This is a genomic window from Glaciihabitans sp. INWT7 (assembly GCF_014217685.1).
In the GTDB taxonomy this organism is placed as follows: Bacteria; Actinomycetota; Actinomycetes; order Actinomycetales; family Microbacteriaceae; genus Lacisediminihabitans.
Genome location: NZ_CP043653.1, coordinates 1,130,741 through 1,154,950, shown reverse-complemented (window position 1 = coordinate 1,154,950; position 24,210 = coordinate 1,130,741). Strand labels below are relative to the sequence as shown.

Here is a 24,210-nt window from a genome sequence, read left to right as displayed (position 1 = left end):
AATCACGCGTCTCCCGACGCTACGCTGAGGGGTGCGGGACCGATGATCCGGTCCCCCGTCGCCACATCGTCGTGGCACCATCGCACCGACAATCACCCAGGAGTGTCATGAGAGTCGCCGTTCCGTCCGAGGTCAAGAACAACGAGTTCCGGGTGGCGATAACCCCGGCGGGAGTGCATGACCTGGTCGCGCACGGCCACGAGGTGCTCGTGCAGAGCGGAGCCGGCGTCGGGTCATCCATTCCGGATGAGGCCTACATCGATGCCGGCGCTTCCATCAGCCCGGATGCGGCCTCGACCTGGGCGGCGGCAGACCTACTGCTCAAGGTGAAGGAGCCCGTCGAGAGCGAATACGGCTATTTCCGGGACGACCTGCTGCTCTTCACCTACCTCCACCTCGCAGCCGAGCGCCGACTCACCGACGAACTGGTGGCGCGCGGCGTGACCGGCATCGCCTACGAGACCGTGCAGCTCCCCTCCCGAGCGCTCCCGCTGCTCGCCCCGATGAGCGAGGTCGCCGGCCGACTCGCCCCGATCGTCGGCGCCAACGCGATGCTCAAACCCAATGGTGGGCCCGGCCTGCTCGTGCCCGGGGTTCCCGGCACCCATCCGGCCCGGATCGTCGTGCTCGGCGGCGGCGTCGCCGGAACCAACGCGCTGTCGGTGGCGGTGGGGCTCGGTGCGGAGGTCACGGTGCTCGACACGAACCTGCAGCGACTGCGCGAACTCGACGCTCTCTACGCCGGACGCGTCAAGACCATCGCCTCCAATTCCTTCGAGATCGACCGGGCCTGTGTGGATGCGGACATGGTCATCGGATCGGTGCTCGTGCCGGGCGCAAAGGCTCCCAAGCTCGTGAGCAACGAGCTCGTGTCGCGGATGAAGCCGGGCAGCGTGCTCGTGGACATCGCCGTGGACCAGGGTGGATGCTTCGCCGACTCACACGCGACCACCCACGCCGATCCCACCTTCACGGTGCACGGTTCGCTCTTCTACTGCGTCGCAAACATGCCGGGCGCCGTGCCGAACACCTCCACCTACGCGCTCACCAACGCGACGCTGCCCTATGTGCGCGCCATTGCGAACAACGGCTGGATCGAGGCGCTGCGGGCCGATCCGTCCCTCGCCCTCGGGCTCAACACCCACGCCGGGGAGATCATCAGCGAGCCTGTCGCGTCGGCGCATGGGCTCGGCTTCCGCACTCTCGCGAGCGTGCTGGCCTGATTCTCCGGTCCCGTGTGCGCCAGCCGAGGGTCAGGCGGATGGTGTCCGCATCCGCCGCACCGATCCATCGGGCCGCAAGGCCCAGCACTGGTCTGCACCAGGGCGGATCGGTGGCGGAAGGGCCCGACGACCGCTGATCGCGCGGAATTCGGCAACGCTGCAGCGGTCGACCACCACGAGTCCCTGAGAACGGGCGGCGCCGAGGAGCGCCCAGTTGCCCTGCCAACTGTCCGGATCCGCGATGAGGATCGTCGACCCCCGCGGGTCGACCACCTCGAGTGCGCCGGGACGTGGCGCCGAGGAGAGGTGCACCAGCTCGCCGAGCGGCGGACGGATCTCGCCGAGACGACGTGAGAACTCGGCGACTCGAGTCGTCACTATCGCGACGAAGGGATAGCCCGCGAGGTCGAAACCGTCCTCGACCGGAGGGTACTCCCCCGACCCCGCGGCGATGTCACCCCCTGCCGCCGGCACCGACCAGGCGACCTGGATGCGGGATCCGCGCCACTCGCCCGCTCCGGGCGGGGCATTCGCGACGTACCCTGGTGAGGTGCCGCCGGCCATGAGGTGGTCTTGGCGAGACGCGAGCCTCAGAACGATGCGCTCGTCGCAGAGTGACGCGAGAGTCTGTATGCCCGGAGGAACGCGGCGCACCGCCAGGCCGAGTTGCAGTCCCACCGCAGATCCGTCGCGCGCGAGTTCGACCAGTCGGTCGACGAAGGCAGGCTGGTACTCCTCCCCGAATCTGCCGACGAGCGCGTCCAGGTCGTCCGCGAGCATCAGCCGTGCCCCCCTCCGTGCGGATCGAACGCGCTCGATCGCCGCCTCGACGGCATCCCAGGCCGCGTCCGGGGTCGACGGCAGTTGCTCAACACCGGGGGCAGCGGCAAGGGTCGCGAACAGTTCGCTCTTGCCCGAGCCCTGCGCTCCGATCACGAGCAGGCTGCCGTGCCGGGACGGATCGTATCGGGCCGTCTCCTGCCGCTGCTGCTCTGGCAGGTCGACCATCGCGAAGGGAATCGGCGTGCCGTGACGCTCGAGCGAGGCGAGGGGAATGGAGGTGGCGAGGTCGTCGCACCACGGCCGGCGGATCGGCGTCGGGTGTCGAGGACTCCGGCCGATCACCCTTGCGATGTCGGCCTCGGTGGCGCGAGCGACGCGCACCCCGTGCGCGGATCCGCTGGCGATCGAGACGAAGGCACGCCCGGGATGCTCGCCCGAGAGCTCCGCGGCCTGCCCCGTGCCGAGCACGGCGAGGCTGTCGGCGCGATTGTTCACCCTCAGCGAGAGGCGCAGGGTCGCGTTGGCGAGCACCGCATCCCGGATGGCGACAGCGGGCCGTTGGGTGCACAGGACGAGATGCAGGCCGAGAGAGCGTCCTCGCGCCGCCAGGTCGGCGAACAGGTCGTGCAACTCGGGGTAGTCGGTGGCCATCGCGGCGAACTCGTCGACCACGATCACGAGCCGGGGCACGTCGACGCCGGGGTCGTCCACCGACCGGGCTCCCGCGTCGGCGATGACGCGCTCGCGCAACCTGATCTCCGCTCGCAGACTCAGCATCGCGCGGTGGGCCGTTCTCTCGTCGAGGTCGGTCACGATGCCGACCACATGCGGGAGCTCGCTCAGACCGGCGAATGTCGCACCACCCTTGAAGTCGACCAGCAGGAAGGTGACGACCGAGGGCGAGTGAATGCGTGCCATCGCCAGCACCCAGCTGATGAGCAGTTCACTCTTTCCGCTTCCCGTCGTGCCCCCGACGATCGCGTGGGGTCCCTCGGCCACGAGGTCGACTGTCATCCCCCCTCCGTCGGCGCGCCGGGCGAACACGCAGGCGAGGGTGCCGGGCTGGCCGAACGCCCCCTCGGGAGGCGGGAGAGAGTCGAAGTCCTGCTCGGATGGCTCATCCGGCTGCGGAGCATTCCGGGAGAGGATCCGCGCCGCGTCGGCGAGGAGAGCGCCGAGCTCGATGGCCTGCTCGGCCGACACGAGCTCGACGATCAGATCGACGGGCGTGTCGAGCCCCGCGTCATCCGGAGCCCGCTCCACCCGCGCTCGCCGACCAGCGACGACCCTCACTACCACTCTGCACTCCGAGGGAAGCTGCTCCACCCGGGGAGCGACGGCCAGCACGCCGGACTCGCCAGCACAACTCCAGCGGACGACGGCGCCCGACAGACCCGGCGTCATCGCCGACCGGTGCGGCAACGACTCCAGCCAGTCGAGAGCTTCTGGGCCGGCCGAGAACAGGCCAGCGTCCGGCGCGAGACGGTCCCCCAGTTGGAGCAGGATGCCGCGGGCGACGGACTGCGCCAGCGCGACCGGCCCGCACACCCCGATTCCGAATCGTGCGTCGACCACGATCGGCGCGGCCTCTACTGTCGAGGCGAGATCGTTCAGTTGCCCGATCGCGGCCTCCACTGGATCGTCGGCCCGAAGCGCGGCCACGGCCATCCCGCCGAGCCGCACCGAACTGGGCGCGTTGCCGAGGCCGAGACGCACGGGCACCCCGGCACTCGGAGAGTCGCGCCACCGCTCGGGGTCGTGTGATGCCCGAGCGGCAATCCCGACCGCGCCGGGGGCCTCGCGCAGCAATCGGTCCCGCTCCCGCGCATGCCGCCTGTCGATCGCGGTGCGCGTGGCCGCGACCTCCGCGGCGAACCGCACCGACTCCCGCCGCGCCGCGCGCCGGGACTGCAGCCGGGCGTCTGCGACACTGGCGACCGCCACGAGCGGGCCGAGGAGAGCGAACACCAGGGCGAACGGGGAGCGGGTGAGCGCCCAGATGAGCACGGAACCGATGACCGGCGCGAGAACGGCAATGAGAGGAAAGCTCTGCGCCCTGGCCTGTTCCGGGCCTCGGGGAGCGGGCAGCGGTTGCGCCACCTCGCCCGGTCGGGCGGAGGTCGAAGGCGGAGTCGGGCGATCGGTCACCCGGCAAGCCCAGCACCCCGCACGCCTCCCCTTCAGCGGGAGCGGCCGATCTCGGGACGGCGGTCACTCCGGGTGGCCGACCGAGGAGGAGAGAACTCAGCTCACGATGAAGAACTGCTCGCCGATGTCCACCCGCGTGCCGCGGGCGATCCGGAAGCGCTTCTCCGGCTGACACCGCACCGCTTCCGACTCGGGTTCGCGCACGATCGTGCCGTTTCCGGAGTAGCGGTCCATGATCCAGAATCGTCCGGCATCCTGGCCGAATTCCAGGTGCACCTTCGACACCGATCTGCTCGGGTCGAGCACGCGCACGAGCTGGTCGAAATACTCGCCGGGCTCCGAGCGTGGGTTGCGGCCGATGAGCCCGCTGCCGGAGACCGTGAAGCTCTCACCCGTGCTGAACTGCAGCACGAAACGCTCTCCCGCCCGACCCGGGCGCGAGATGCGGGTGGCCTCGAGATCGGCCGAATCGTCGAACGGCACGTCAGTACGCGGGGCTCCCGGCGGCGTCGGCGTCGGCGGTGTAGCCCGAGCCGGCTCGGGGGGCGTCACGAGGGCGTCCGGTCCCGGTGTCGCCTCAGGCGCGGGAATGGCGGGATCGGAGTAGACCGCCGGTGGCACGGCCTCCGCGGGCCTCACGAATTCGGGTAGGTGGTCGACGACGGGCACGGGCCGAGGGCGTGAGACCGCGGTGTTCGGGGGGTCGAGATTGATGATGGCGGTGTCGCGGGAGCGCCCGAAATCCTCGCTGGCGGCCCGGGAGACGAAGCCGCACTCACCGCAGAAGATGTCGTCTTCCGACATCGGCGAACCACACTGCTCGCAGACCACCGTGGCCGCGCCATCCGACCGCGGCACGACCAGCGGGGGAACCGGGTTCTGCACGGTCGGCATCACGGGAGAGTTCGGATAGTCGACGGTCTGTCGATGCTCGACGGAAGGCGGAGGCGCCGCTGCGAGAGTGGCGGAGACGAGCGGCACTCCGACGACCGCGCGACCGCACTCGCCACAGAAGAGGGCGCCCGCAGGCAACGGGGTTCCGCAGAAGGTACACGTCATCTTTCCCGCACCCTTCCCCACTGTTGCCATCCCACCGCGAACATCCGACTATCCGACTATCGCCTGAACAGTCTCTTGACACTATATCCACCGAGCGATCGCAAGGAGATCGCGGCCCGGATGCGCTGCCACCGCGTGCGGCCGTCATTCATGGATGCCCGCAGGTCTTCGACCGCGCGCCAGACCTGATCGGCCTCCTCGTCTCGCGGCTGGTCCGGTGAGAACACCGCGCGGTCGGCGACCGCAGCCAGCACGAGGGACTGCACTCCCCCGACCGTCGATGCGACTTCGGTGCGAGTCGGGGAGACCGGCGGTTCGAGACCACGATCGATCACGGCATCCTCGAACTCCTGCCACCCGCCGCTGATCCGCTGGATGGCGGTCGGCGCCTTCCGTCGCAGCATCCGCCGCCTCAGCTTCGCGACCACGATCGCGATGAACGGGGCGAGGATGATCGCCGCGCCGATCGCCACCCAGGCGAGCACCTGGAGCACGACGAGAAGCACGGCGAGCAGCGGATTATCCTTCGCGGACGAGTCCTGGGTGCCCTCCGGGGGCTGCTGCGCGGTGGGACGGGTGGGATCCTCGATGGGAGGCTGCACGGGCGACTGCGGGCGGGCGATGGTCGTCGGATCCTTCGGCAGTTCGGCAGGGATGTCGCGCACCGGCGGCGTCGGATCCACCGTCACCCAGCCGTACTGGGCCGTGTCGACCTCGATCCAGGCGGAAATGTTCTTGCCGAGAACCTGCGTCGGACCCTGGGTGTTGACCTCCGGCACGAAGCCGAAGACGACCCGCGCCGGAAAGCCCAGCTGGCGGGCCATCAACGCTGCGGTGACGGCGTACTGCTCCTGGTCGCCGATCATGCGCTGGTCGGTGAGCAACTGAGTGATGCGGTCCGCGGCGTGGCCGGAGCGGCTGGCCGGTTGCTCGGGGTCCACTCCGTGGCTGATGTAGCCGGTCTGCTTCATCGCGGTGATCATCGCCGCGAGCCGCGCTCCCGGAGCGGTCTCGGTGCGCGTCCAGTCGTCGAGGGTAGACGAGAGCTGGTCTGGGATCTGCGCGGTCGGTGGTACGGCGGCGTTTCCCGGGCGAAGAGTCCCGAGTTGCTCGGCAGAGGGCTGGCGGGGCTGCACGGCCGTCAGCGAATAGCTGTCGCCAGAGGCGAGGGGCCTCACGACCGCGGCGGTACCGCTGGTGTTGTTGTAGAAGAACGAGTTCCGCAGCTCCGGGGCATCCGCTCCCTCGAAGTTCACGCTCGTGAACTTGCCGACGGTGGGAAGCCAGATGCCGGAGTAGTCGCCGACCATCACACGAACGGAGACCGGATCCCCGACGGTGTCGGACTGGTCGAAGGTGGAGGGCACCCGCGTGAAGGAACCCGACTCGCTCGAGACCTCGGAGCTGCCCACCGAGTAGACGATGCCGTCGTATGTGTCGAGCGTGGCGATGCGGATTCGACCGCCGATCGGCAAGCCGGTGACGGTGAGCATCGTGGTGTTCGCCGCGATGGTCTGCTCGTAGTGCCGGAAGCCGCTCAAAGGGCTCGCGTAGATCCGCGGATCGAAGGGTTTCACGATGGCGGTGCGCAACACGTGACGCTGCACCGTTGGCGGAAGGGAGAGCGTGGCGGCGATCGAGGCGCCGGCCGCGAGCAGCACGATGAGCCCGGCGCTCATTATCGTGCGGAAGCCGGCGAAGGTGGTGTCGCTCGCCGTCTCGAGTGGTCGACCGTCGCTGTCGAGGGCCTGGGCCGCGAGCAGTCGGATGGAGGCTCTGCGCCGGAACCATCGCCGCCAGACGAGCCACGCCAAGGAGGTCGCGAGCAGTCCGAGCGAGAGTTCGAGGGGCCAGGTCGCGGTGGCCGCGCCGAAGACGATCGCGGTGATGAAGAGCGCGATGGGCGCGAGCACCCCGAGTTCACCCCAGCGCGCGCGGAGGCCCACCGAGAGGCCGACGACGGTGGTGATGAGCACGAGGATGAACGCCGGGACCAGAAGGGACTCGTACGATCCCACGGGGAGTGTGATGGTGAGAAGCTGCTTCCAACTCAGCGCGGTGGCCTGCAGCAATTCGATCTCGCCCTGAGCGCTCGGCAGAACGCCGTAGAGCGCGCGGTCGGGGATGGCGAGGGGCACTCCGACCAGCAGGTAGACGCCGATCGAGACGAGGGTGATGGTGAGCGTCGACCAGCGGTACAGGGCGCCGGAGACCGCGATGGCCGATCCGATGAGAATGGTCGCACCTACAACGGCGATCAGTTGCACGGACTGGTAGATCGGCCAGAGAGCCGCGGAGGCCACGAGGGATGTGGTCCACAGCATCAGGATCGTGATCGCCGTGAAGGCGAACGGCAGGCGCACGCGACCGGATGACCGTCGGCGCCCCGGACGGCGCTTCTCCACCCGGGACCGGCGCTTGCTGTCGATGCGGCGGATGCTGTCCGATCCGGTACTCACGCGGCCGCCGCCCTGGCGAGGGACTTCTGGAGGTCTTCGAGGTAGCCGATGGTCAGCACACTCAGCCCGGCGACCCGACGGAGCCCGGGGATCGTCTCCGGGTCGCACACGACAGCGACCACCTCCACTCCGGGAGGGAACTTGGTGGATGCCGCGCGCAGCTCTGTGGCAGTGGCGAGCGATCCGCAGACCAGGAAGGCGACCGAGATCCCGGTGATCTCGTCCGCCGCGACCCGGGCGACATCCATGATGCCGAGCGCGGATTCCGCGTGCTCGACGACCGCGAGGTCGTCGAGCAGCCGAGTGCGGGTGAGTGTGTTGAGGTGCCGCACCGCGAGGACCTTGCGCTTGGCGAACTCCGGCGTCTTCTCACTGACGACGACGGCGACGTTGCGGGCGTCCCGGATCGCGCGTGCGCCGAGGGAGCCCGCAACGCTCACCGCCATCTCGAACTCCTCATCGGTCGCGTAGTTCGCGCTCGCGAGACTGAGGGCGATCACCAGGTGACTTCGGCGGGTCTCCTCGAACTGGCGCACCATGTAGATGCCCGTCTTCGCCGTGCTCTTCCAGTGGATGTAGCGTCGCTCGTCTCCCGGCACGTATTCACGCAGTGCGTGAAAGGACACGTCGCTGTTCGACAGGTCCCTGGTGGGATTGCCCTCGAGGTCGCGAACGAACCCGGTGCTGGTGGAGGGGATGCCGATGGTGCGCGGGTGGATGAACAGCTCCTTGGCGTCCGTCCAGACCAGTTCACGGCGCACAAGCCCCACCGGGTCTGCGCGCACCGTGCGCACGGGACCGATGGCCAGGACACCGCGATGGGTCGTCGGAACGAGGAATTCGTGGCGGAATGCGGCGCCGCGGGACAATCCGGGCATGGCGATCTCGGCGAGGCCGCGCCCGATGGGCACCTCTACCTTCACCCCGATGAGACGGCGCCTGGTCGGATTCGTCACCGTGATCAGGCCGGTCGCCCGGTCCCCCACCACCACCCGACTGTGGGCGACGGTCAGCTCGATGGCGAAGGCGTTGCGACCGATCAGGTAGGCGGCCGCGATGAGGATGAGCACCGTACCGGCGAACGCCACAGCCACCAGTTCCACCCAGCCAAGCCCGTAGCCGAAGACGAAGGCGGCAGGAACCACGAAGAGCATCGACCAACCGAGCGGTGTGACAACCGACGAGACGCGCCGGAACCAGGCGGAGAGCACCTCGCCGATGGCGCGGAAGAAGCGAACGAGGGTGATGATCGCGTCGGCGAGGAAGCCGGTGCGATTGCCGACGATGCGAGTGCGGGCGTTGGTGAGCCCGACCGTGGCGGTGCCGTGCGCGGAATCGAAGTGCGAAGACGACAGGGAGGATCGCGAAACGTGGCCGGACTGCCCCCGCACCGGCCGACTGTTCGATGCCTGACGAACCTGCCCCCGATCGCTCACACCGCTTGCCTGTCGCTCGGCGGCGGGGTCTCGATCAACAGCTGGCTGACGATGCTCGACGCGGTCACTCCGTCGAACTCCGCCTCGGGGTCGAGCACGAGCCGGTGCGCGAGCACGGGCTCGGCAAGCGCCTTCACGTCATCCGGGATCACATAGTGCCGCCCGTTGGCCGCGGCGAGGGTCTTGGAGGTGCGGATGAGCGCGAGCGCTCCACGAACGCTCGCTCCGAGCCGCACCTCGGTAGCCGAACGGGTCGCCTCGACGAGCCGCGAGACATAGTCGTTGATCGTCGCGTCCACGTGCACCGTGCGAGCGAGTGCTCCCATCTCCACGATGACCTCGTCGGTGGCGATGGGAGGCAGGATCGTCTCGTGAGCCTTGATCCCGGCGCCCTCGAGAATGCGCACCGTCGAGGCATGATCGGGGTAGCCGATGGATGCCTTCATGATGAACCGGTCGAGCTGGGCCTCCGGCAGCCGATAGGTGCCGGCCTGCTCGATGGGGTTCTGGGTGGCGATCACCATGAAGGGAGCCCCCACATCGTGGGAGATACCGTCGACCGTGACGCGGCCCTCCTCCATCACTTCGAGCAGTGCGGCCTGGGTCTTCGGACTCGCGCGGTTGATCTCATCCGCGAGCACGATGTTCGCGAAGATCGGTCCGCGATGGAACTCGAATTCGCCGGCACCCTGGTCGTAGATGCTCACCCCGGTGATGTCGCCGGGGAGTAGGTCGGGGGTGAACTGGATCCGGCTGGTCGAGCCCTTCACACTCTGCGCCATGGCGCGCGCCAGGGAGGTCTTGCCCGTTCCGGGAAAGTCCTCGAGCAGCAGGTGTCCTTCGCTCAGCAGGGCAGTGAATGACAGCTTGATGACGAAGGTCTTGCCGAGGAGCACCTGGTCGACATTGGCGACGAGCCGATTGAAGATGTCGGAGAACCAGGTCGCCTGCTCGGGTGTCATCGTCATGCGGGTGCCTCTCGGTTCAGCGGGGGTCTCCGCACGTTATCGGACATTACCGTTCCTGTCGTACTGGATCGTGTAGGTGCTACCGCCATTGGCGATCACCACGATCGTGAGCACGGGGTCCTGTCCAGGGGGCACGAGCGCGACGCACTGACCGCCCTGGCTCGTGTCTCCCGGAAAGAGCGTGTCCCCCACCCCGTTGCCACAGGAATACTGGATGCCCTCGTACGGCGCGGATGTCCAGCTCGGCCAGGTGAAAGTGCCGCTCGGATCGTTCGGGTTCACGACCGGCGTGAAGGTGACCGGGCCGATCCGCGGATCGACGGGGGTTCCGACGGCGAAGGACGCCGACCAGTTCTGCTGGCAGACCGCGCCGGCATCCGGGAAGTTGCGGCACGCCCGGAGCTGGACGGAGATCGCGTGGCCGTACTGCTGGCCCTCGGCGGTGAGCAGGGCTCCGAAGCTGACGGGACCGTACTCGGTCGCGGGCACCGAGTCACCCTGCAGTCGGTAATAGAAGCTGTAGTCACTCGAGAGCGGCGTACCGATGGAGGCTCCGGTGAGAGCGTAATCGTAGGTCGCGCCGCTCTTGTTGGGGCCGCTCGTGGAGATCGCGGTGACGACCCCCGGGCTCGTGTGCGCAGAGACCGCCGGGCTCGAGGTGCAGCCGATGCTGTTGTCGGCGAGCACGACCAGCGAGTAGCTGGACTCGCGCGAGAGCCCGGAGAAGGTTGCGGCCGTCGAGGTGCCCGCCGACTGCGTGGTCGACCCAGAGGGGGTTGGCGCGGCGCAGGTGGGGCGAGCACCGGTGTAGGCGATCGCGCGATAGGCGGTGATCGCCCGCCCGTTGTCGGTGAACGCGCCGCCCCAGTCGAGCGCGATCGAGCTGTCGGTCGCGGTGGCCGTCGGCGAGGAGACGGAGAGAGGCTTGCCGGCGGGGGTGCCGCTCGTGCTCGTGGAGTTCCAGGTCGCCAGCGCGGCCAGAGCCGAGTTGCGCGCGCTCAGCGACACGGAGACGTTCTGGCCGTTGGTCAGCCCGGACACGTCGGCGGAACAGGATCCACCGCTGCAGGCCGAGGGATCGACATCCGTCGTGGCACCGCCGACCACGAGGCGGTAGTTGTTCACCGCGCTTCCCCCGGAGGGCGTCGTCACGGCGTTCCAGGAGATGCGCAGACCGCCATCGAGGGGGTTCGCGGCAAGGCCGGTCGGAGCGGGAGGGATGATGTCCGACCAGACGGTCGCGCCGAGGTCCGTCGCATCCGAGGATCCGATCGCATTGATGGCCTTGACAGCCACCCGCACCCCGTTCGCCGGCCCGTTGCCCGGCGTGGAGATGTCACACACCGCGACGGCGCACGAGGTCGTGGACACGGCTCCGGACGCCGAGGTCACGAGCACATCATAGCCGGTGATGGGAGAGTTGTTGGATACCCCGGGGCTCCAGCGCACCGTGAGGACGCGATCCCCGAACGAGGTGACCTTGAGCGCGGTCACCGGGTCGGGCTTGTCCTGGACGGAGACGGTGACCGAACCCCAGACGTAGCGGTCCGGGTCCCCGGTGGCGTCGGCCACTTCGTACTGCAGATTGGTGTCGACCGGCTGCGCCGAGGACGACGCCGTGATCGTCAGCTTTCGGTTGTCTGCGCTCGGGGAGATGGTGAGTCCGGTCGGTACCGATCCGCCGTCGAGCCCGCGGATCGCGAGCACCTTGAGCGGCTTGCCCGGGAACGGGTTGGTGGCTTCGTCATTCGCCAGCACGTCCACCGTGGTGGTCTGTCCCCGTGGCGCGAGCACCGAGTCCGGCGCCGGCCTGGCGAGTGGGCGACTGGATGCCACGACATTCAGCTCGATCTGACCCTGCAGCCCCGTGGTCGTGTTGTCCTTCACACCCAGCAGAATGGCCGTCGATGCGCCCTTGACCGCACTCTCGTTGGCGCGCAAAACGAGCTTCTGACCGGTGAGCTGGTACGTGAAGCCCTCGGGCGCCGGGGTGAGTACGGAGTAGGCGAGCTCAGCGAGGTCGTTCGGGTAGGGGTAGTTGGTGAGCTTGAGCAGGTCGAGTTCTTTCGACGCGCCCGGCTCGAAGTCGATGACTCCACCGACGAACGCGGGCGGCTGGTTCTGCCGCGGTGTGACCTTGATCGGCAACACCAGGGTGGCCTTCCGGCCGGTGGGATCCATGGCAGAGCTCCCGTCGGTCACCTCGAAGGAGATGGATGCCGGCCCGAAGTATTTATCGGCGGAGGTGAATCGCAGGGTGTGATCGTTCACCACCAGGTTCGACCCGTCGGAGTGGGTGGCCTGCACGCTGGTCGAGTCCGTGAGGCGCACCTGCTTGCCGCCGACCGCGAGCACATAGTCGTTGAGGTCGATCGAGAGGGTCGACTCGCTCGGGATCGTGAGCGGCGGCGCCTTGCGGTTCAGCTGGGGCAGGGCGTCATTCAGCCCGGGCACCCACACGAAGGCATAGGAGACCACACTCGCGTCATCGGGGTTCGCGACGGAGAAGGGGATGATCTGGCTCTTGTTCTTCACCGTCACCTGGATGCGCTTCGTCGACGTCACCGTCGCATCGCTCGAATAGCCGGGCAGCACCGAGACCCCGAGCGTCGAGACGTTCCCATCGGCGAAGAAGACGTTCTTCAACACGTCGACGTCGAGCGAGTCTCGACCGAGCACGTCGGAGAGCGTGAGCACGGTGTCGTGGACTTCGGGGAAGGAGCGCGGGGCGTCCGTGCTCACGATAACCGTAATGAAGGCGGCACTGGTGCCGCCGAAGGAGTTCTCAATCGTGTAGACGAGACCATAGGTGCCCGGCTTGGTGGGCGGCGTCACCTTCACGATATCGCCCTCGATGCGGGCGATGATGTCTTTCGAGTTCGGCTCGACCTTCGAGATGGTGAGGGTGCCGCCATCGGGGTCAGAGTCGTTGAGAAGAGGCTGCACCGAGACGGTGCCGCCGGGCCGGATGCGCACCTCGTCGGACACGGCGACGGGATTGCGAGCGCCCGCGACCTTCGGGCTGATTCCGACACGCACGAGCCCCGTGGCCCGGGCGCCGAGGGCGTCGATGACCGTGTAGGTGAAGGTGTCGGTGCCGGCGGAGTAGTCACCGGCGAGGAAGTCGAGGTAGTCGGTTCCCACTTCGGTGACCGACCCCTTCGTCGGGTTCGTGGCCTGGCCGAGCAGCTGCACCGAATCCCCGTCAGGGTCGATGCCGGTGAGCGGGATGGAGATGCGCACTGTCTCGCCCGCGATCACCCGGGCGGTCACGGTCTGCGGCACCGGCGGATTGTTGGTCGCCTCGACGGCCTCGCGAACGGAGATCTTCACCTGCGCCTGCGCGCTCTGCCCGTTCAGATCGGAGACCGCATACACCGCGGTGAAATCTCCGGTCTTCTGCGGGGCGAGGTAGCGCAGTACGTTGCCGGAGGCGAACAGCAGCCCGGAGTTGCCCCCGAGGGTCGTCGACAGCAGCGGGTTGAGCGTGAGTTGTTCCCCATCCGGTTGCACGTCATTGTCGAGCACCGGGATGTCTATGGCGTCGCCGACCCGCACCGTGACGCTGTCGTCGTTGGCGATCGGTGGCTGGGAGCGGGTGGGGCGGGGAATCTCCACGACGTTCACCACCCCCTCGGCCTCGGCGAGGCCGTTGGTGATGCGGTAGTTGAAGGTGACCGTTCCGGACTCGAGCGGCGCGGTGAGCGTCACGCGGATGGAGCGCTGCTCGATCACCTCCGCTGTCACCCCCGAGTTCGGGGCGAGGTTGTAGACACCCGTCACCAGCAGCACCCCTCCGGCGGGATCTTTGTCACTGGAGGCGACATCGATGGTCTGGGTACTCAACGACTGCACGAAGATGTTCTTCGGAATCGTGATGGGCTTGGTGTTCGCGTCCGGCGGCGCGGCGACGTCGATGCGTACGATGCCGTTGGCGGTCTGGTCGCCATCGTTGACCACGTAGTCGATGTAGTGCGTGCCGACCTGGTCGCTCACGAAGCGGAAGGTGCCGGCCTCGAGACTCGGGGTGATGGTCACCCCGCTCTTCGCCGGCACGCTCGCGAGCCGCAGCGTTCCGGACCCCCCGCGCACATGATCGAGCGGCGAGAGGGTGATCTCCTGGCCGGCGTAGGCCAGTTTGACGTAGGAATCCGCGATGATCGGCACCGCCCCGATGGCCTTCACCGTGACCGACAGCGAGCCGGCGCCGCTCAACTTGCCGTCGGAGACGACGAGCGGAACCGACCTCAGGCCCGGGCCCGAACCGCCGTCGGTGAAGACGACGGTGCCCTCCGGCTTGTAGGTCACCGTGTCCGGCGCTGCCGTCGCGGCCGAGGTGAGGTAGAACGCGTCGCCGTCGGGGTCCACCCAGTCTCCGAGCACGTCCTGAGTCACGCGACCACCGGCCGCCACGAGGGCCTTGGTCTGCTTCACCTGGAACGGCGGCGAGTTCTCCGTCGGAAGACGCACGGCCACGGTCACCGTCGCGCTCGCGGTTCCACCTCGGCCGTCGCTGATCGAGTAGCCGAAGGTAACAGTTCCGCTTGCCGATGGCGCGAGGGTGATCTGCACCTGCTGGCTGTCGTTGATGAGGTCGAGGTGACCGATCGATTCATCGATCGCCGTCACGTCCGATATCACCAGCACATCACCGTTGGCGTCGTAGTCGTTGAGAAGAACCGGCAGCACGCTCGTGCGACCTGGCCGGGCGCCGAAGGAGTCGTCGACGGCGACCGGCGGCACCTGGGTCTTCTCGAAATCGGGCGGGGTGTCCTCGTTGTTCTGCTCGACCTGTTGCTGGTCCTTCCGCACAGTGATGAGGTCCGCCCAGTTGTCGATGAGCTCTCCAGCCTGCTGCACCGCCCACACGCCGCCACCGCGCGGATCGCTCAGCACCAGGCGGTCAGCATTCGAGACGAAGGCCAGCTCGGAGGCAGATGCCGGCATCGAGTCGAGCGTCAGGGTGACGGCGGATGAACTTCCACACTGGCGCCACGCCGAACCGATCGACCAGGCGGCGAAAGTGCAGCCCCCCATCACGCGGGGAGCCGCGGGGATCCCCCCCTCGCTCGTGGTCAGGGTCACCGGGCTCCCGCCGCCGAGCGGCACCTTCAAAAGCCCCGTCGACGAGGCGATGAGCACAGTGTCACCCCCGGTGGATGCCTGCTGGAGCACGGCATTCGCTCCGGAGGAGATCTGCCTCGAGAGGTCGATGGTGCCGTTTGCCGTGAGGATGGTGCGGCTCACCGAGTCGAACAGCACCCACTGTCCGCCGACCGAGGTGACTGAGACATCCCGTCTCGCACCCCCGAAACGAGCTCGGGTGGACTCGGCGACGGTGTCGGCGTGAGCGGCGTCCAGTTGGTAGACCTGCCGCGTATCGGCCGAGTAGCCGAACAGCATTCCCTCCGGCGTCACACTCGTCACCGCGTTCGCGCCGAGGCTGAGGGTTGCCGGAGACTGGGCGTCGAAAGTGGGGAGCTGGGCGAGCGGCACGATCCAGACCTGCCCCGTGCCGCCGGCCGCGATCACGATGTTGTCTCCCGCAAGCGACAGCTGGGGATCCTGCGGCGGCAGCGGCACGCTGTCCTGCACCTTCGAGGTGGCGGGATCGACGATATCCACTTTGCTGTCGGTGCGGTCGAAGAGCAGCACGGTCGAGCCGCGCTGGATCGTCTGGATGTCAGCCCCGCTCGAAGCAACGACGGTGTTGAGCGCGAGCACCTGGGTGTTCGCGCGTCCGATCACCTGCGAACTCCCGTTGGCCACCCACACGGAGCCGTCGTTGAGGTCGAGGCGCTGTGCCGAGTACCCGGAGGAGACGATCGCCACGGTCGCGACCAGCGCGGCGATCACCGTACCGCTCGTCGCGGTGGCGACGAGCGAACGGTGGCCCGCGACCCAATCCTTGAGTGTCATTGCGCTGTCGTCACCCCCCGAAGTCGACGCACTTCTCCGCACTCGGAGGCCCCGTCTTCCCCTGGCGGTTCACCGCTACCGTGATGCAGACCCGATCCCCGGCCTTGGCATCCTGTGCAAAATAGTCTGAAGAGGTCTGCAGCGCCGATCGACCATCGCTCGTGGTCACCTGGTAGGAGTCGTCGGTCTTGAGTCCCGGGTCGGCCCAGCTGAACTTGATCGAGTCGGTCCCCGCCTTGGCGGAGATGTTGGTCACCTGCGGAATGCTGTCCGAGTTGGCGCGGATGAGCACGAATGTCGCGGTCGCGCCCAGAGCGATCACGAGTACGGCGCTGACGATGAGTCCCCACGCGAGCACGCGCATGCCCCTGGCGCGTTCGACCGGACGTGTGCCGCTGCTCTGGGCCATGCCCTTCTGGCGACTGTTCTGCGCGCCGGCGGTTTGGCGCATCATGGTTCCGACCGGAGCGTAGGTCGCGCTGGCCGAGCGGCGTCGACGACGCCCCCGTGCCGACGGCACGACTCCCCCCACCCCGCGGATGCGCGTGCGATCCTCGAGGTCGGAGACGGTCGCGAGCGCCCAGTCGTCCATGGCCACCTCGATCGGAGTCTGGGGAACTCCCAGTTCCGTCTCGATCGCCTGCAGTTCGCGCACGAGCTCGAGCACGCTCGCCGGTCGGTTCTCCGGCTTGCGGGCCATCGCCTGGGCGAGCACCCTCTCGAGGCTCGGCGGCACGTCGGAACGGCCGATCGGCTGGGGCCGAGCCCGGTTGATGCGGGAGATCAGGTCGGCGGACTTGTTGGATTCCCCGGGGACCTCGAACGGCGATCGCCCGGCGAGCAGCGAATAGACGGTGGCCGCGAAGGACCAGACCTCGGACGCGATGCTTCCGGGTGTCTCATCCATCAGCACCTCCGGCGCCGACCACGGGATCGAGAGTCCGACGGATTCGTGGGTGTCCGCCTCGCTGAGGGTCGACGCGATGCCGAAGTCCGAGAGCACCGGATGCCCGTAGGCGGTGAGGAGGATGTTGGACGGTTTGATGTCGCGATGCAGCACACCCGCCCGGTGCGCGGTCTCGATCGCGCTGCCGATCTTCACCGCGATGCGCAGCACCTCCGGCACCGGAATCCGCTCGCGCCGGTACCGCTCGCTCAGCGCAGAAGAGCACAGCTCCATCACGAGGTATGGCCTGCCGTCGGAGGAGACGCTCGCCTGATACACCGTGAGGATGGAGGGGTGAGAACTCAGTTGGGCCATGAGATTCGCCTCGGCCTGGAACATCTGTCTCACCTGGTCGTTGACGACCTCACTCAGCATCACCTTGACGGCGACCTGGCGGCGCGGCATGTTCTGTTCGTAGAGGAAGACATCGGCGAATCCACCCGAGCCGAGCACGTGGATGGTCGAGAATCCGGGCAGCACGGGAGGCTGGGAGGGCAATCGTCGTGCCATCTCTCCTCCTTCGACGACGCTGGCTGAAGGCCGGTCGGTGCTCTGAGCCCGGGAGAGTCCCGGTGTCCTATTGTAGACACGCCTCGATTCGGGCCAGTTGGACAAATCTGCTGGTCAAGAGCCTGTTTTTGTCCCCCCTTTGGGGGTGGTCACTGAATTGGAGTCGGCGAGGTGCGCGGGATCGTGTTCTCGAACTCGCCGAGACCGGAGCTTTCGAGCACGTCGATCACGATGGTGGTGATGTTGTCGCGACCCCCGCACTCCACCGCGGAATCGACGAGGGCGATCGCGGTGGCTTCTGCGGAGCCGCCTGCCGCGAGGTGACGGCGGATCGCCTCGGAATCCAGTTCCTTCGTGAGCCCGTCCGAGCACAGCAGCAGTCGGAGTCCCTCGCGCACGGGCACGACCCAGTAGTCCGGCACGGCCTCCACGTTGAATCCGACGGCCCGGGTGATCACGTTGCTGTCGGGGTGGGTTTCGGCGTCTTCGGCCCGAATGAGACCCGCGTCGACGAGTTCCTGCACGACGGAGTGATCGACGGTCACCTGCACGAGAGCATCCCGTTCGTAGAGGTAGACCCGCGAGTCCCCCACATTGAAGACGGTCCAGAACGGCTCGTCGTCCTGCAACGAGAGGGCGACCCCGGTGACCGTGGTGCCGACCCCCAGCTCTTTCTCATCGGCCGCCAGCCCGATGTCGACCGTCGCGGCACGCAGCCCCCGCTCGATCGTGTCGGCATCCGTGAAGGGGTCGGTGACCGCTTCCGACAGTCGCGAGACGACAGCGGCACTGGCGATGTCTCCGGCGGAGTGACCGCCCATGCCGTCGGCGACCGCGAAGATCGGCACACGAGCGAGGAAACTGTCTTCGTTGTGGGCGCGGCGGCGACCGGTGTCCGTGGCCGCTCCCCACGCGAGAACGAGTCGGGCATCCGGATGCTCGGGGATGTCCACGCTGAAACGCGCGCTGCTCGTGCCGATCTCGGTCACTGTAGCCTTTCGCGGGTCATTGGGGGAGGTCCATCCGTCAGACCAGGCGCTCGATGGGGAGGATCTCGACGAGGTTGCCGTCTCCAATATCCACTACCGTGCCCGCCGAGACAACGAGCGACTCGCCCTGGCGCAGTTTTTGTGACGAGGTTCCGGGAATGGACACCACTGTTCCGTTGGTCGATCGCAGGTCGGTGACAATGACGGATGCCCCCTGCTGCCGCAACTCCAGGTGCGTGCTCGAGACCTCCCGACCCGGTGACGGCACCCGCACCAGACGCGGCACTCCGCCGATGGCGATGCGCGGAGCGACCGGATTCCTGCCGATCAACGCGGGCGCGTCGAGCGGGATCGGTTCGTGCCGGTTGACCCGGATGCGGTACCAGGGCACGGTGAGGCCGTTCGGATCGGTCGGGAGCCCCTCCCGGGGACGCACGGAGCGCTCGACGACGACGGGATGACCGCGCGGGGGTTCGATGAGCGCAGGGAGTCCGACGGCGGCGGAATCTCGGTCGGAATGAGGCTCGATGAGAGCCGCAGGTTCGACGAGCGCGGGCGGAGCTCCCGGCGCGGGTCTCCCCGGCGCGAGGCCAGCCTGTGCCGTCTCCGGCCCGCGGATGACCGTATCCGCCTCGATGTCCTCTGGCTCTCCGCGGCCCCCACTCCCCCGGACCGGGAGGATTTCCGGGCGCGCCCGGACGACAGTGTGATCTTCGTCATCCGGCTGCATACTGACCATTCTGTCCCGCGGGTGGGAGGTGTGCCCAGTTTCGGCCCGTGACCTCAGCGACCGATGTAGCTCATGACGTGCTTGATCCGGGTGTAGTCCTCGAATCCGTAGCTCGAGAGGTCCTTGCCGTAACCCGAGTGCTTGAAACCGCCGTGGGGCATCTCCGCGACGATCGGGATGTGGGTGTTGATCCACACGCAGCCGAAGTCGAGGCGCTTCGCACAGCGCATCGCCCGACCGTGATTCTGGGTCCACACGCTCGAGGCGAGGCCGTATTGCACGCCGTTCGCCCACTCCAGGGCCTGGGCCTCGTCGGTGAACTTCTGCACGGTGATGACCGGCCCGAAGATCTCGTTCTGCACCGCGTCGTCCGTCTGGTTCAGTCCCGAGACGATGGTTGCCTCGTGGAAGTATCCGGTGGTGCCCTGCCGACGCCCACCGAGCTCGATCGTCGCATTGTCGGGCAGGCGGTCGATGAATCCCTCGACCTGGGCGAGTTGGTTGGCGTTGTTCACCGGCCCGAAGAAGGCCGCAGGATCGTCGGGCAGCCCCGTCTTCGCATTCTGACGGGCATAGGCGGCAAGAGCGGCGACGAATTCATCGTGGATGCCCGCCTGCACCAGCACGCGGGTCGCGGCCGTGCAGTCCTGGCCGGCGTTGAAATACCCGGCGCCGACGATACCCTCCACCGCGGATTCGATGTCGGCGTCGTCGAACACGATGACCGGCGCTTTGCCTCCGAGTTCGAGGTGCACGCGCTTGAGATCGACGGCGGCGGCCCGCGCGACCTCCATGCCGGCACGCACAGATCCGGTGATCGACACCATCTGCGGGGTCTTGTGATCGATCATCGCTCCCCCGGTGGTCCGGTCGCCGGTGATGACATTGAGCACCCCTCGCGGCAGGAATTCCGCAGCGATCTCGGCGAGGAAGAGGGTGGCCGAGGGGGTCGTGTCCGAGGGTTTCAGCACCGTGGTGTTGCCCGCGGCGAGCGCCGGAGCGAACTTCCACACCGCCATGTTGAGCGGGTAGTTCCACGGGGTGACCTGGCCGATCACGCCGATCGGCTCCCGGCGGATCTGCGAGGTGTGGTCTTTGAGGTATTCCCCGGAGGCCATACCGCTCAGGTGTCGGGCTTCACCGGCGAAGAAGCGGATCTGGTCGACCGACAGCATGATCTCGTCGGTCACGAGCGTCGCGCGCGGCTTGCCCGTGTCTTTCGACTCGAGGTCGGCGAACTTCTCCGCGTTCGCCTCCATCGCGTCGGCGATGCGGAACAGGGCGAGCTGTCGTTCGCCCGGCGTTGTGTCGCCCCACTGCTCGAACGCCGCCGCGGCCGCGCGGTAGGCGGAGTCGACATCCGTCGCGCTGGATATCGGAGAGGTGCCGTACACCTGCTCGGTCGCCGGATCGATCAGGTCGAATGCCGTCTCGCCCGTCGCCTCCACGTAGTCGCCGTCGATGAAGTTGCGGAGCCGGGGGGTCGTCATAGTCCCAACATAGCGAGCGACCGGAGTGGGCACCATGTGGTCGACTACCGATTCCGCAGCAAAACACCCTTAGGGATGCGGATTCACTTGTAACAAGACCATGGCACTGACAGAATCAGGGCATGAGCCCCAAACCCAAGCCCATGCACCTCGACGAGGTGTCGAAGGCGATCATCGAGCAGTTGCAGGCCGACGGTCGGCGCAGCTATGCCGAGATCGGCAAGGCGGTCGGGCTCAGCGAGGCTGCCGTGCGCCAGCGCGTGCAGAAGCTCACCGATTCCGGCGTCATGCAGGTCGTGGCCGTCACCGACCCGATGCAGCTCGGCTTCTATCGCCAGGCGATGATCGGCATCCGCGTGACCGGAGACACCACCACGGTCGCCGAGACCCTCGGCCGCATCACGGCCGTCGACTACGTCGTGCTCACCGCCGGCAGCTTCGACCTCTTGGCCGAGGTCGTCTGCGAGAACGACGAAGACCTGATCGAACTGCTCAACAAGGAGATCCGCGGGATCCCCGGCGTGCAGTCCACCGAGACTTTCGTGTACTTGAGACTGCAGAAGCAGTTCTACAACTGGGGAACGAGATAAGAAAAATGACAATCGACAGCATCACGCACAGCGTCCCTTCGACCGTTGGCTCCTCGAAGTTCAGCGAGGCCGAACTTCAGCAGAAGGCGAAGGATCATCTCTGGATGCACTTCTCCCGCCAGTCCGTCATGGAGGACGGACCGGGCGTTCCGATCATCGTCAAGGGCGAGGGTCACCACATCTGGGACTCCACCGGCAAGAAGTACTTCGACGGCCTGAGCGGCCTGTTCGTGGTCAACGCCGGTCACGGACGCCGTCGCCTGGCCGAGGTGGCAGCGAAGCAGGCAGAGGAACTCGCCTTCTTCCCCCTCTGGTCCTATGCGCATCCGAGCGCGATCGAGCTCGCCGACCGCCTCGCGAGCTACGCTCCGGGCGACCTCAACCGCGTGTTCTTCTCGACCGGTGGCGGCGAGGCCGTCGAGACGGCCTTCAAGCTCGCCAAGTACTACTGGAAGCTTCAGGGTCGCCCCACCAAGCACAAGGTGATCTCGCGCAACGTCGCCTATCACGGCACTCCTCAGGGCGCCCTCGCGATCACGGGCATCCCGGCGATGAAGGAGATGTTCGAACCGGTGACCCCCGGTGGTTTCCGCGTGCCGAACACCAACTTCTACCGTGCCGCCGAGATGGGTGCCCCCACGGAGGATCTCGAGACCTTCGGCCTGTGGGCCGCCAACCGCATCGAGGAGATGATCCTCTTCGAAGGCCCGGAGACCGTGGCCGCCGTCTTCCTCGAGCCGGTACAGAACTCCGGCGGATGCTTCCCCCCGCCTCCCGGCTATTTCAAGCGCGTGCGGGAGATCTGCGACCAGTACGACGTGCTCCTGGTCTCGGATGAGGTCATCTGCGCGTTCGGCCGCATCGGCGAGTTCTTCGCGTGCGACGCCTACGACTATGTGCCCGACATGATCACCTGCGCCAAGGGGATGACCAGCGGGTACTCGCCGATCGGCGCGACCATCATCAGTGACCGTATCTACGAGCCGTTCAAGCACGGCAACACGTCGTTCTATCACGGCTACACCTTCGGCGGTCATCCGGTCTCTGCAGCCGTCGCACTGGCGAACCTCGACATCTTCGAAGAGGAGAAGCTGAACGAGAATGTGCGGCTCAACTCCCCCGCATTCCGGGCGACGCTCGAGAAGCTGAACGACCTGCCCATTGTCGGCGACGTGCGCGGTGCCGGATACTTCTTCGGCATCGAACTGGTGAAAGACAAGGTCACCAAGGAGACCTTCAACGACGACGAGTCGGAACGCCTGCTTCGCGGCTTCCTCTCCAAGGCGCTCTTCGACGCCGGTCTCTACTGCCGGGCGGACGACCGCGGAGACCCGGTGATCCAGCTGGCTCCGCCGCTCACCATCGGCCAGCCGGAGTTCGACGAGATCGAGCAGACACTTCGGAGCGTGCTCACCGAGGCCTGGACCCGGCTGTAACCCGATTCCGCGCAGCTCGGAGACCCCGGGGCGACCCCCTGTGATGTCCGAATTCGACAGGAGCCCGGGGCGCGATCGGGGCACCGAGAAAGACCTGGTGATGAGCAATGGCTGACTTTCGCGCGCTGAGTTTCTGGTTCGACTCCCTGTCGTCGGCCGGTAGTGGCGAGGCGGGGACGGATGAGCTCCGGCCCCGCCCCGCGCTGCCCGGGGATCTCGGCGTCGATGTTGCCATCGTGGGAGGCGGGCTCACCGGACTCTGGACCGCCTACTACCTCGCTTCTGCGGAGCCGAGCCTCACTATCGCGGTGCTCGAGAAACACATCGCGGGCTTCGGAGCGTCCGGCCGCAATGGCGGATGGTGCTCCGCACTGTTCCCCGCCTCGACCGCGTCGCTCGCCCGGCGCCACGGTCGTGCCGCGGCCCTGGCGATGCGCAAGGCGATGATCGACACGGTCGACGAGGTCGGTCGGGTGACCTCTGCCGAGGGCATCGACTGCGACTTCGTGAAGGGCGGCACGGTGAGCCTGGCGCGCGGTGCCGCCCAGCTCGTCGCAGCGCGGAACGAGGTCGCTGAGGCGGCGATGTGGGGAGTGGATGACCTCCAGTTGAGAGATGCCGCCCACTCGCCGCGCGGGGCGACAGGCGCGCTCGGCTCGACCTTCGACCCCGCCTGTGCCAGACTCCAGCCGGCGAAACTGGTTCGCGGGCTCGCGAAGGTGGTCGAGGGACTCGGGGTCCGGATCTACGAAGGGACCGAGGTGCTCTCCTGGCGGTCCGGGCGAGTGACCACCGACCACGGGACTGTGGATGCCGCCACCATCGTCATCGCGCTCGAGGGCTATGCGGCATCCCTGGCGCAAACCCATCGGCAGGTGCTGCCGCTGTATTCCCTCATGATCGCCACCGAGCCGCTCAGCGATGAGCTCTGGGACGAGATCGGCATCGAGCACGGCCAGACCTTCGCGGACTTCCGGCACCTTCTCGTCTACGGCCAGCGCACGGCAGACAACCGTTTCGCCTTCGGGGGCCGGGGTGCACGGTACCACTGGGGCAGCAGCATCCGCTCGGAATACGACCGCGTACCGGGAGTGTTCGACCATCTGGAGCGCACGCTCGGCGACATCTTCCCCGTCGCCCGCCAGGCGGCGATAACGCACCGCTGGGGCGGTCCGCTCGGCGTGCCCCGCGACTGGCACGCCGGAGCGGGTCTCGACCCCGCGACCGGCATCGCCATGGCGGGCGGTTACGTCGGTGACGGGCTCAGCACCACCAATCTCGCCGGACGCACTCTCACCGACCTGATCCTGAACTGCGATACGCCGATCTCACGACTCCCCTGGGTGAATCACCACTCCCCTCGGTGGGAGCCGGAACCCTTTCGTTTCATCGGCGCGAACCTCGGGACGACCGCGATGAACATCGCCGATGCGGAAGAGCGGATGACCGGCCGCGCATCGCTGGCCGCCCGCCTCATGGCTCCTCTCACCGGCCACTGAACGGGGCACGGCCTAGAGCCGCCCC

At 67.5% G+C, this 24,210-nt stretch carries 14 protein-coding genes; 4 read left to right on the top strand and 10 right to left on the bottom strand.

Going from position 1 to position 24,210, the window contains the following annotated elements; translation table 11 throughout:
• Positions 1–107: 107 nt before the first annotated feature.
• Positions 108–1,223, top strand: coding sequence for an alanine dehydrogenase (gene ald, locus F1C58_RS05685; protein WP_185203323.1), 1,116 nt, complete (start codon positions 108–110; stop codon positions 1,221–1,223).
• Positions 1,224–1,253: 30 nt separating this feature from the next.
• Here the strand turns inward: ald and F1C58_RS05680 are convergent, their stop codons facing one another.
• The 10 genes from F1C58_RS05680 to F1C58_RS05635 all read right to left on the bottom strand — a co-directional run bounded on the left by F1C58_RS05680 (position 1,254) and on the right by F1C58_RS05635 (position 20,660).
• On the bottom strand, positions 1,254–4,154 hold the full coding sequence (locus F1C58_RS05680) for an FtsK/SpoIIIE domain-containing protein (protein WP_185203322.1): 2,901 nt from the start codon (positions 4,152–4,154) through the stop codon (positions 1,254–1,256).
• Positions 4,155–4,250: 96 nt separating this feature from the next.
• A complete protein-coding gene (locus F1C58_RS05675; protein WP_185203320.1) occupies positions 4,251–5,213 on the bottom strand; it encodes a zinc ribbon domain-containing protein in 963 nt (320 codons plus the stop codon).
• A gap of 56 nt (positions 5,214–5,269) precedes the next feature.
• Entirely contained in the window at positions 5,270–7,672 is a 2,403-nt protein-coding gene (locus F1C58_RS05670; protein WP_219732042.1) for a transglutaminase family protein, read from the bottom strand.
• A complete protein-coding gene (locus F1C58_RS05665; RefSeq protein ID WP_255461286.1) occupies positions 7,669–9,063 on the bottom strand; it encodes a DUF58 domain-containing protein in 1,395 nt (464 codons plus the stop codon). The genes F1C58_RS05670 and F1C58_RS05665 overlap by 4 nt, the downstream gene beginning before the upstream one ends.
• 41 nt (positions 9,064–9,104) lie before the next feature.
• Entirely contained in the window at positions 9,105–10,076 is a 972-nt protein-coding gene (locus F1C58_RS05660; RefSeq protein WP_185203318.1) for a MoxR family ATPase, read from the bottom strand.
• 36 nt (positions 10,077–10,112) lie between these two features.
• A complete protein-coding gene (locus F1C58_RS05655) occupies positions 10,113–15,995 on the bottom strand; it encodes an Ig-like domain-containing protein (RefSeq protein WP_185203316.1) in 5,883 nt (1,960 codons plus the stop codon).
• Between the two features lie 10 nt (positions 15,996–16,005).
• Entirely contained in the window at positions 16,006–17,451 is a 1,446-nt protein-coding gene (locus F1C58_RS05650) for a serine/threonine-protein kinase (RefSeq protein WP_185203314.1), read from the bottom strand.
• Positions 17,452–17,600: 149 nt separating this feature from the next.
• Positions 17,601–18,440 (bottom strand): PP2C family serine/threonine-protein phosphatase, encoded by an 840-nt coding sequence (locus tag F1C58_RS05645; RefSeq protein ID WP_185203312.1) that lies wholly within the window; start codon positions 18,438–18,440, stop codon positions 17,601–17,603.
• 37 nt (positions 18,441–18,477) lie between these two features.
• The gene (locus F1C58_RS05640; RefSeq protein WP_255461285.1) at positions 18,478–19,170 is read right to left on the bottom strand and encodes an FHA domain-containing protein; all 693 of its coding nucleotides are present in this window, start codon (positions 19,168–19,170) and stop codon (positions 18,478–18,480) included.
• A gap of 53 nt (positions 19,171–19,223) precedes the next feature.
• Complete coding sequence (locus F1C58_RS05635) at positions 19,224–20,660, bottom strand: gamma-aminobutyraldehyde dehydrogenase (protein WP_185203308.1); 1,437 nt, start codon at positions 20,658–20,660, stop codon at positions 19,224–19,226.
• A 122-nt stretch (positions 20,661–20,782) separates the two neighbouring features.
• Between F1C58_RS05635 and F1C58_RS05630 the strand changes: the two genes are divergently transcribed.
• From F1C58_RS05630 to F1C58_RS05620, 3 genes are all read left to right on the top strand, one after another.
• Positions 20,783–21,250, top strand: coding sequence for an Lrp/AsnC family transcriptional regulator (locus F1C58_RS05630; RefSeq protein ID WP_185203306.1), 468 nt, complete (start codon positions 20,783–20,785; stop codon positions 21,248–21,250).
• Positions 21,251–21,255: 5 nt separating this feature from the next.
• Positions 21,256–22,686, top strand: a complete 1,431-nt coding sequence (locus F1C58_RS05625; RefSeq protein WP_185203304.1) for an aspartate aminotransferase family protein — start codon at positions 21,256–21,258, stop codon at positions 22,684–22,686.
• A 107-nt stretch (positions 22,687–22,793) separates the two neighbouring features.
• Positions 22,794–24,185 (top strand): FAD-binding oxidoreductase, encoded by a 1,392-nt coding sequence (locus tag F1C58_RS05620; RefSeq protein WP_185203302.1) that lies wholly within the window; start codon positions 22,794–22,796, stop codon positions 24,183–24,185.
• Positions 24,186–24,210: the final 25 nt, after the last annotated feature.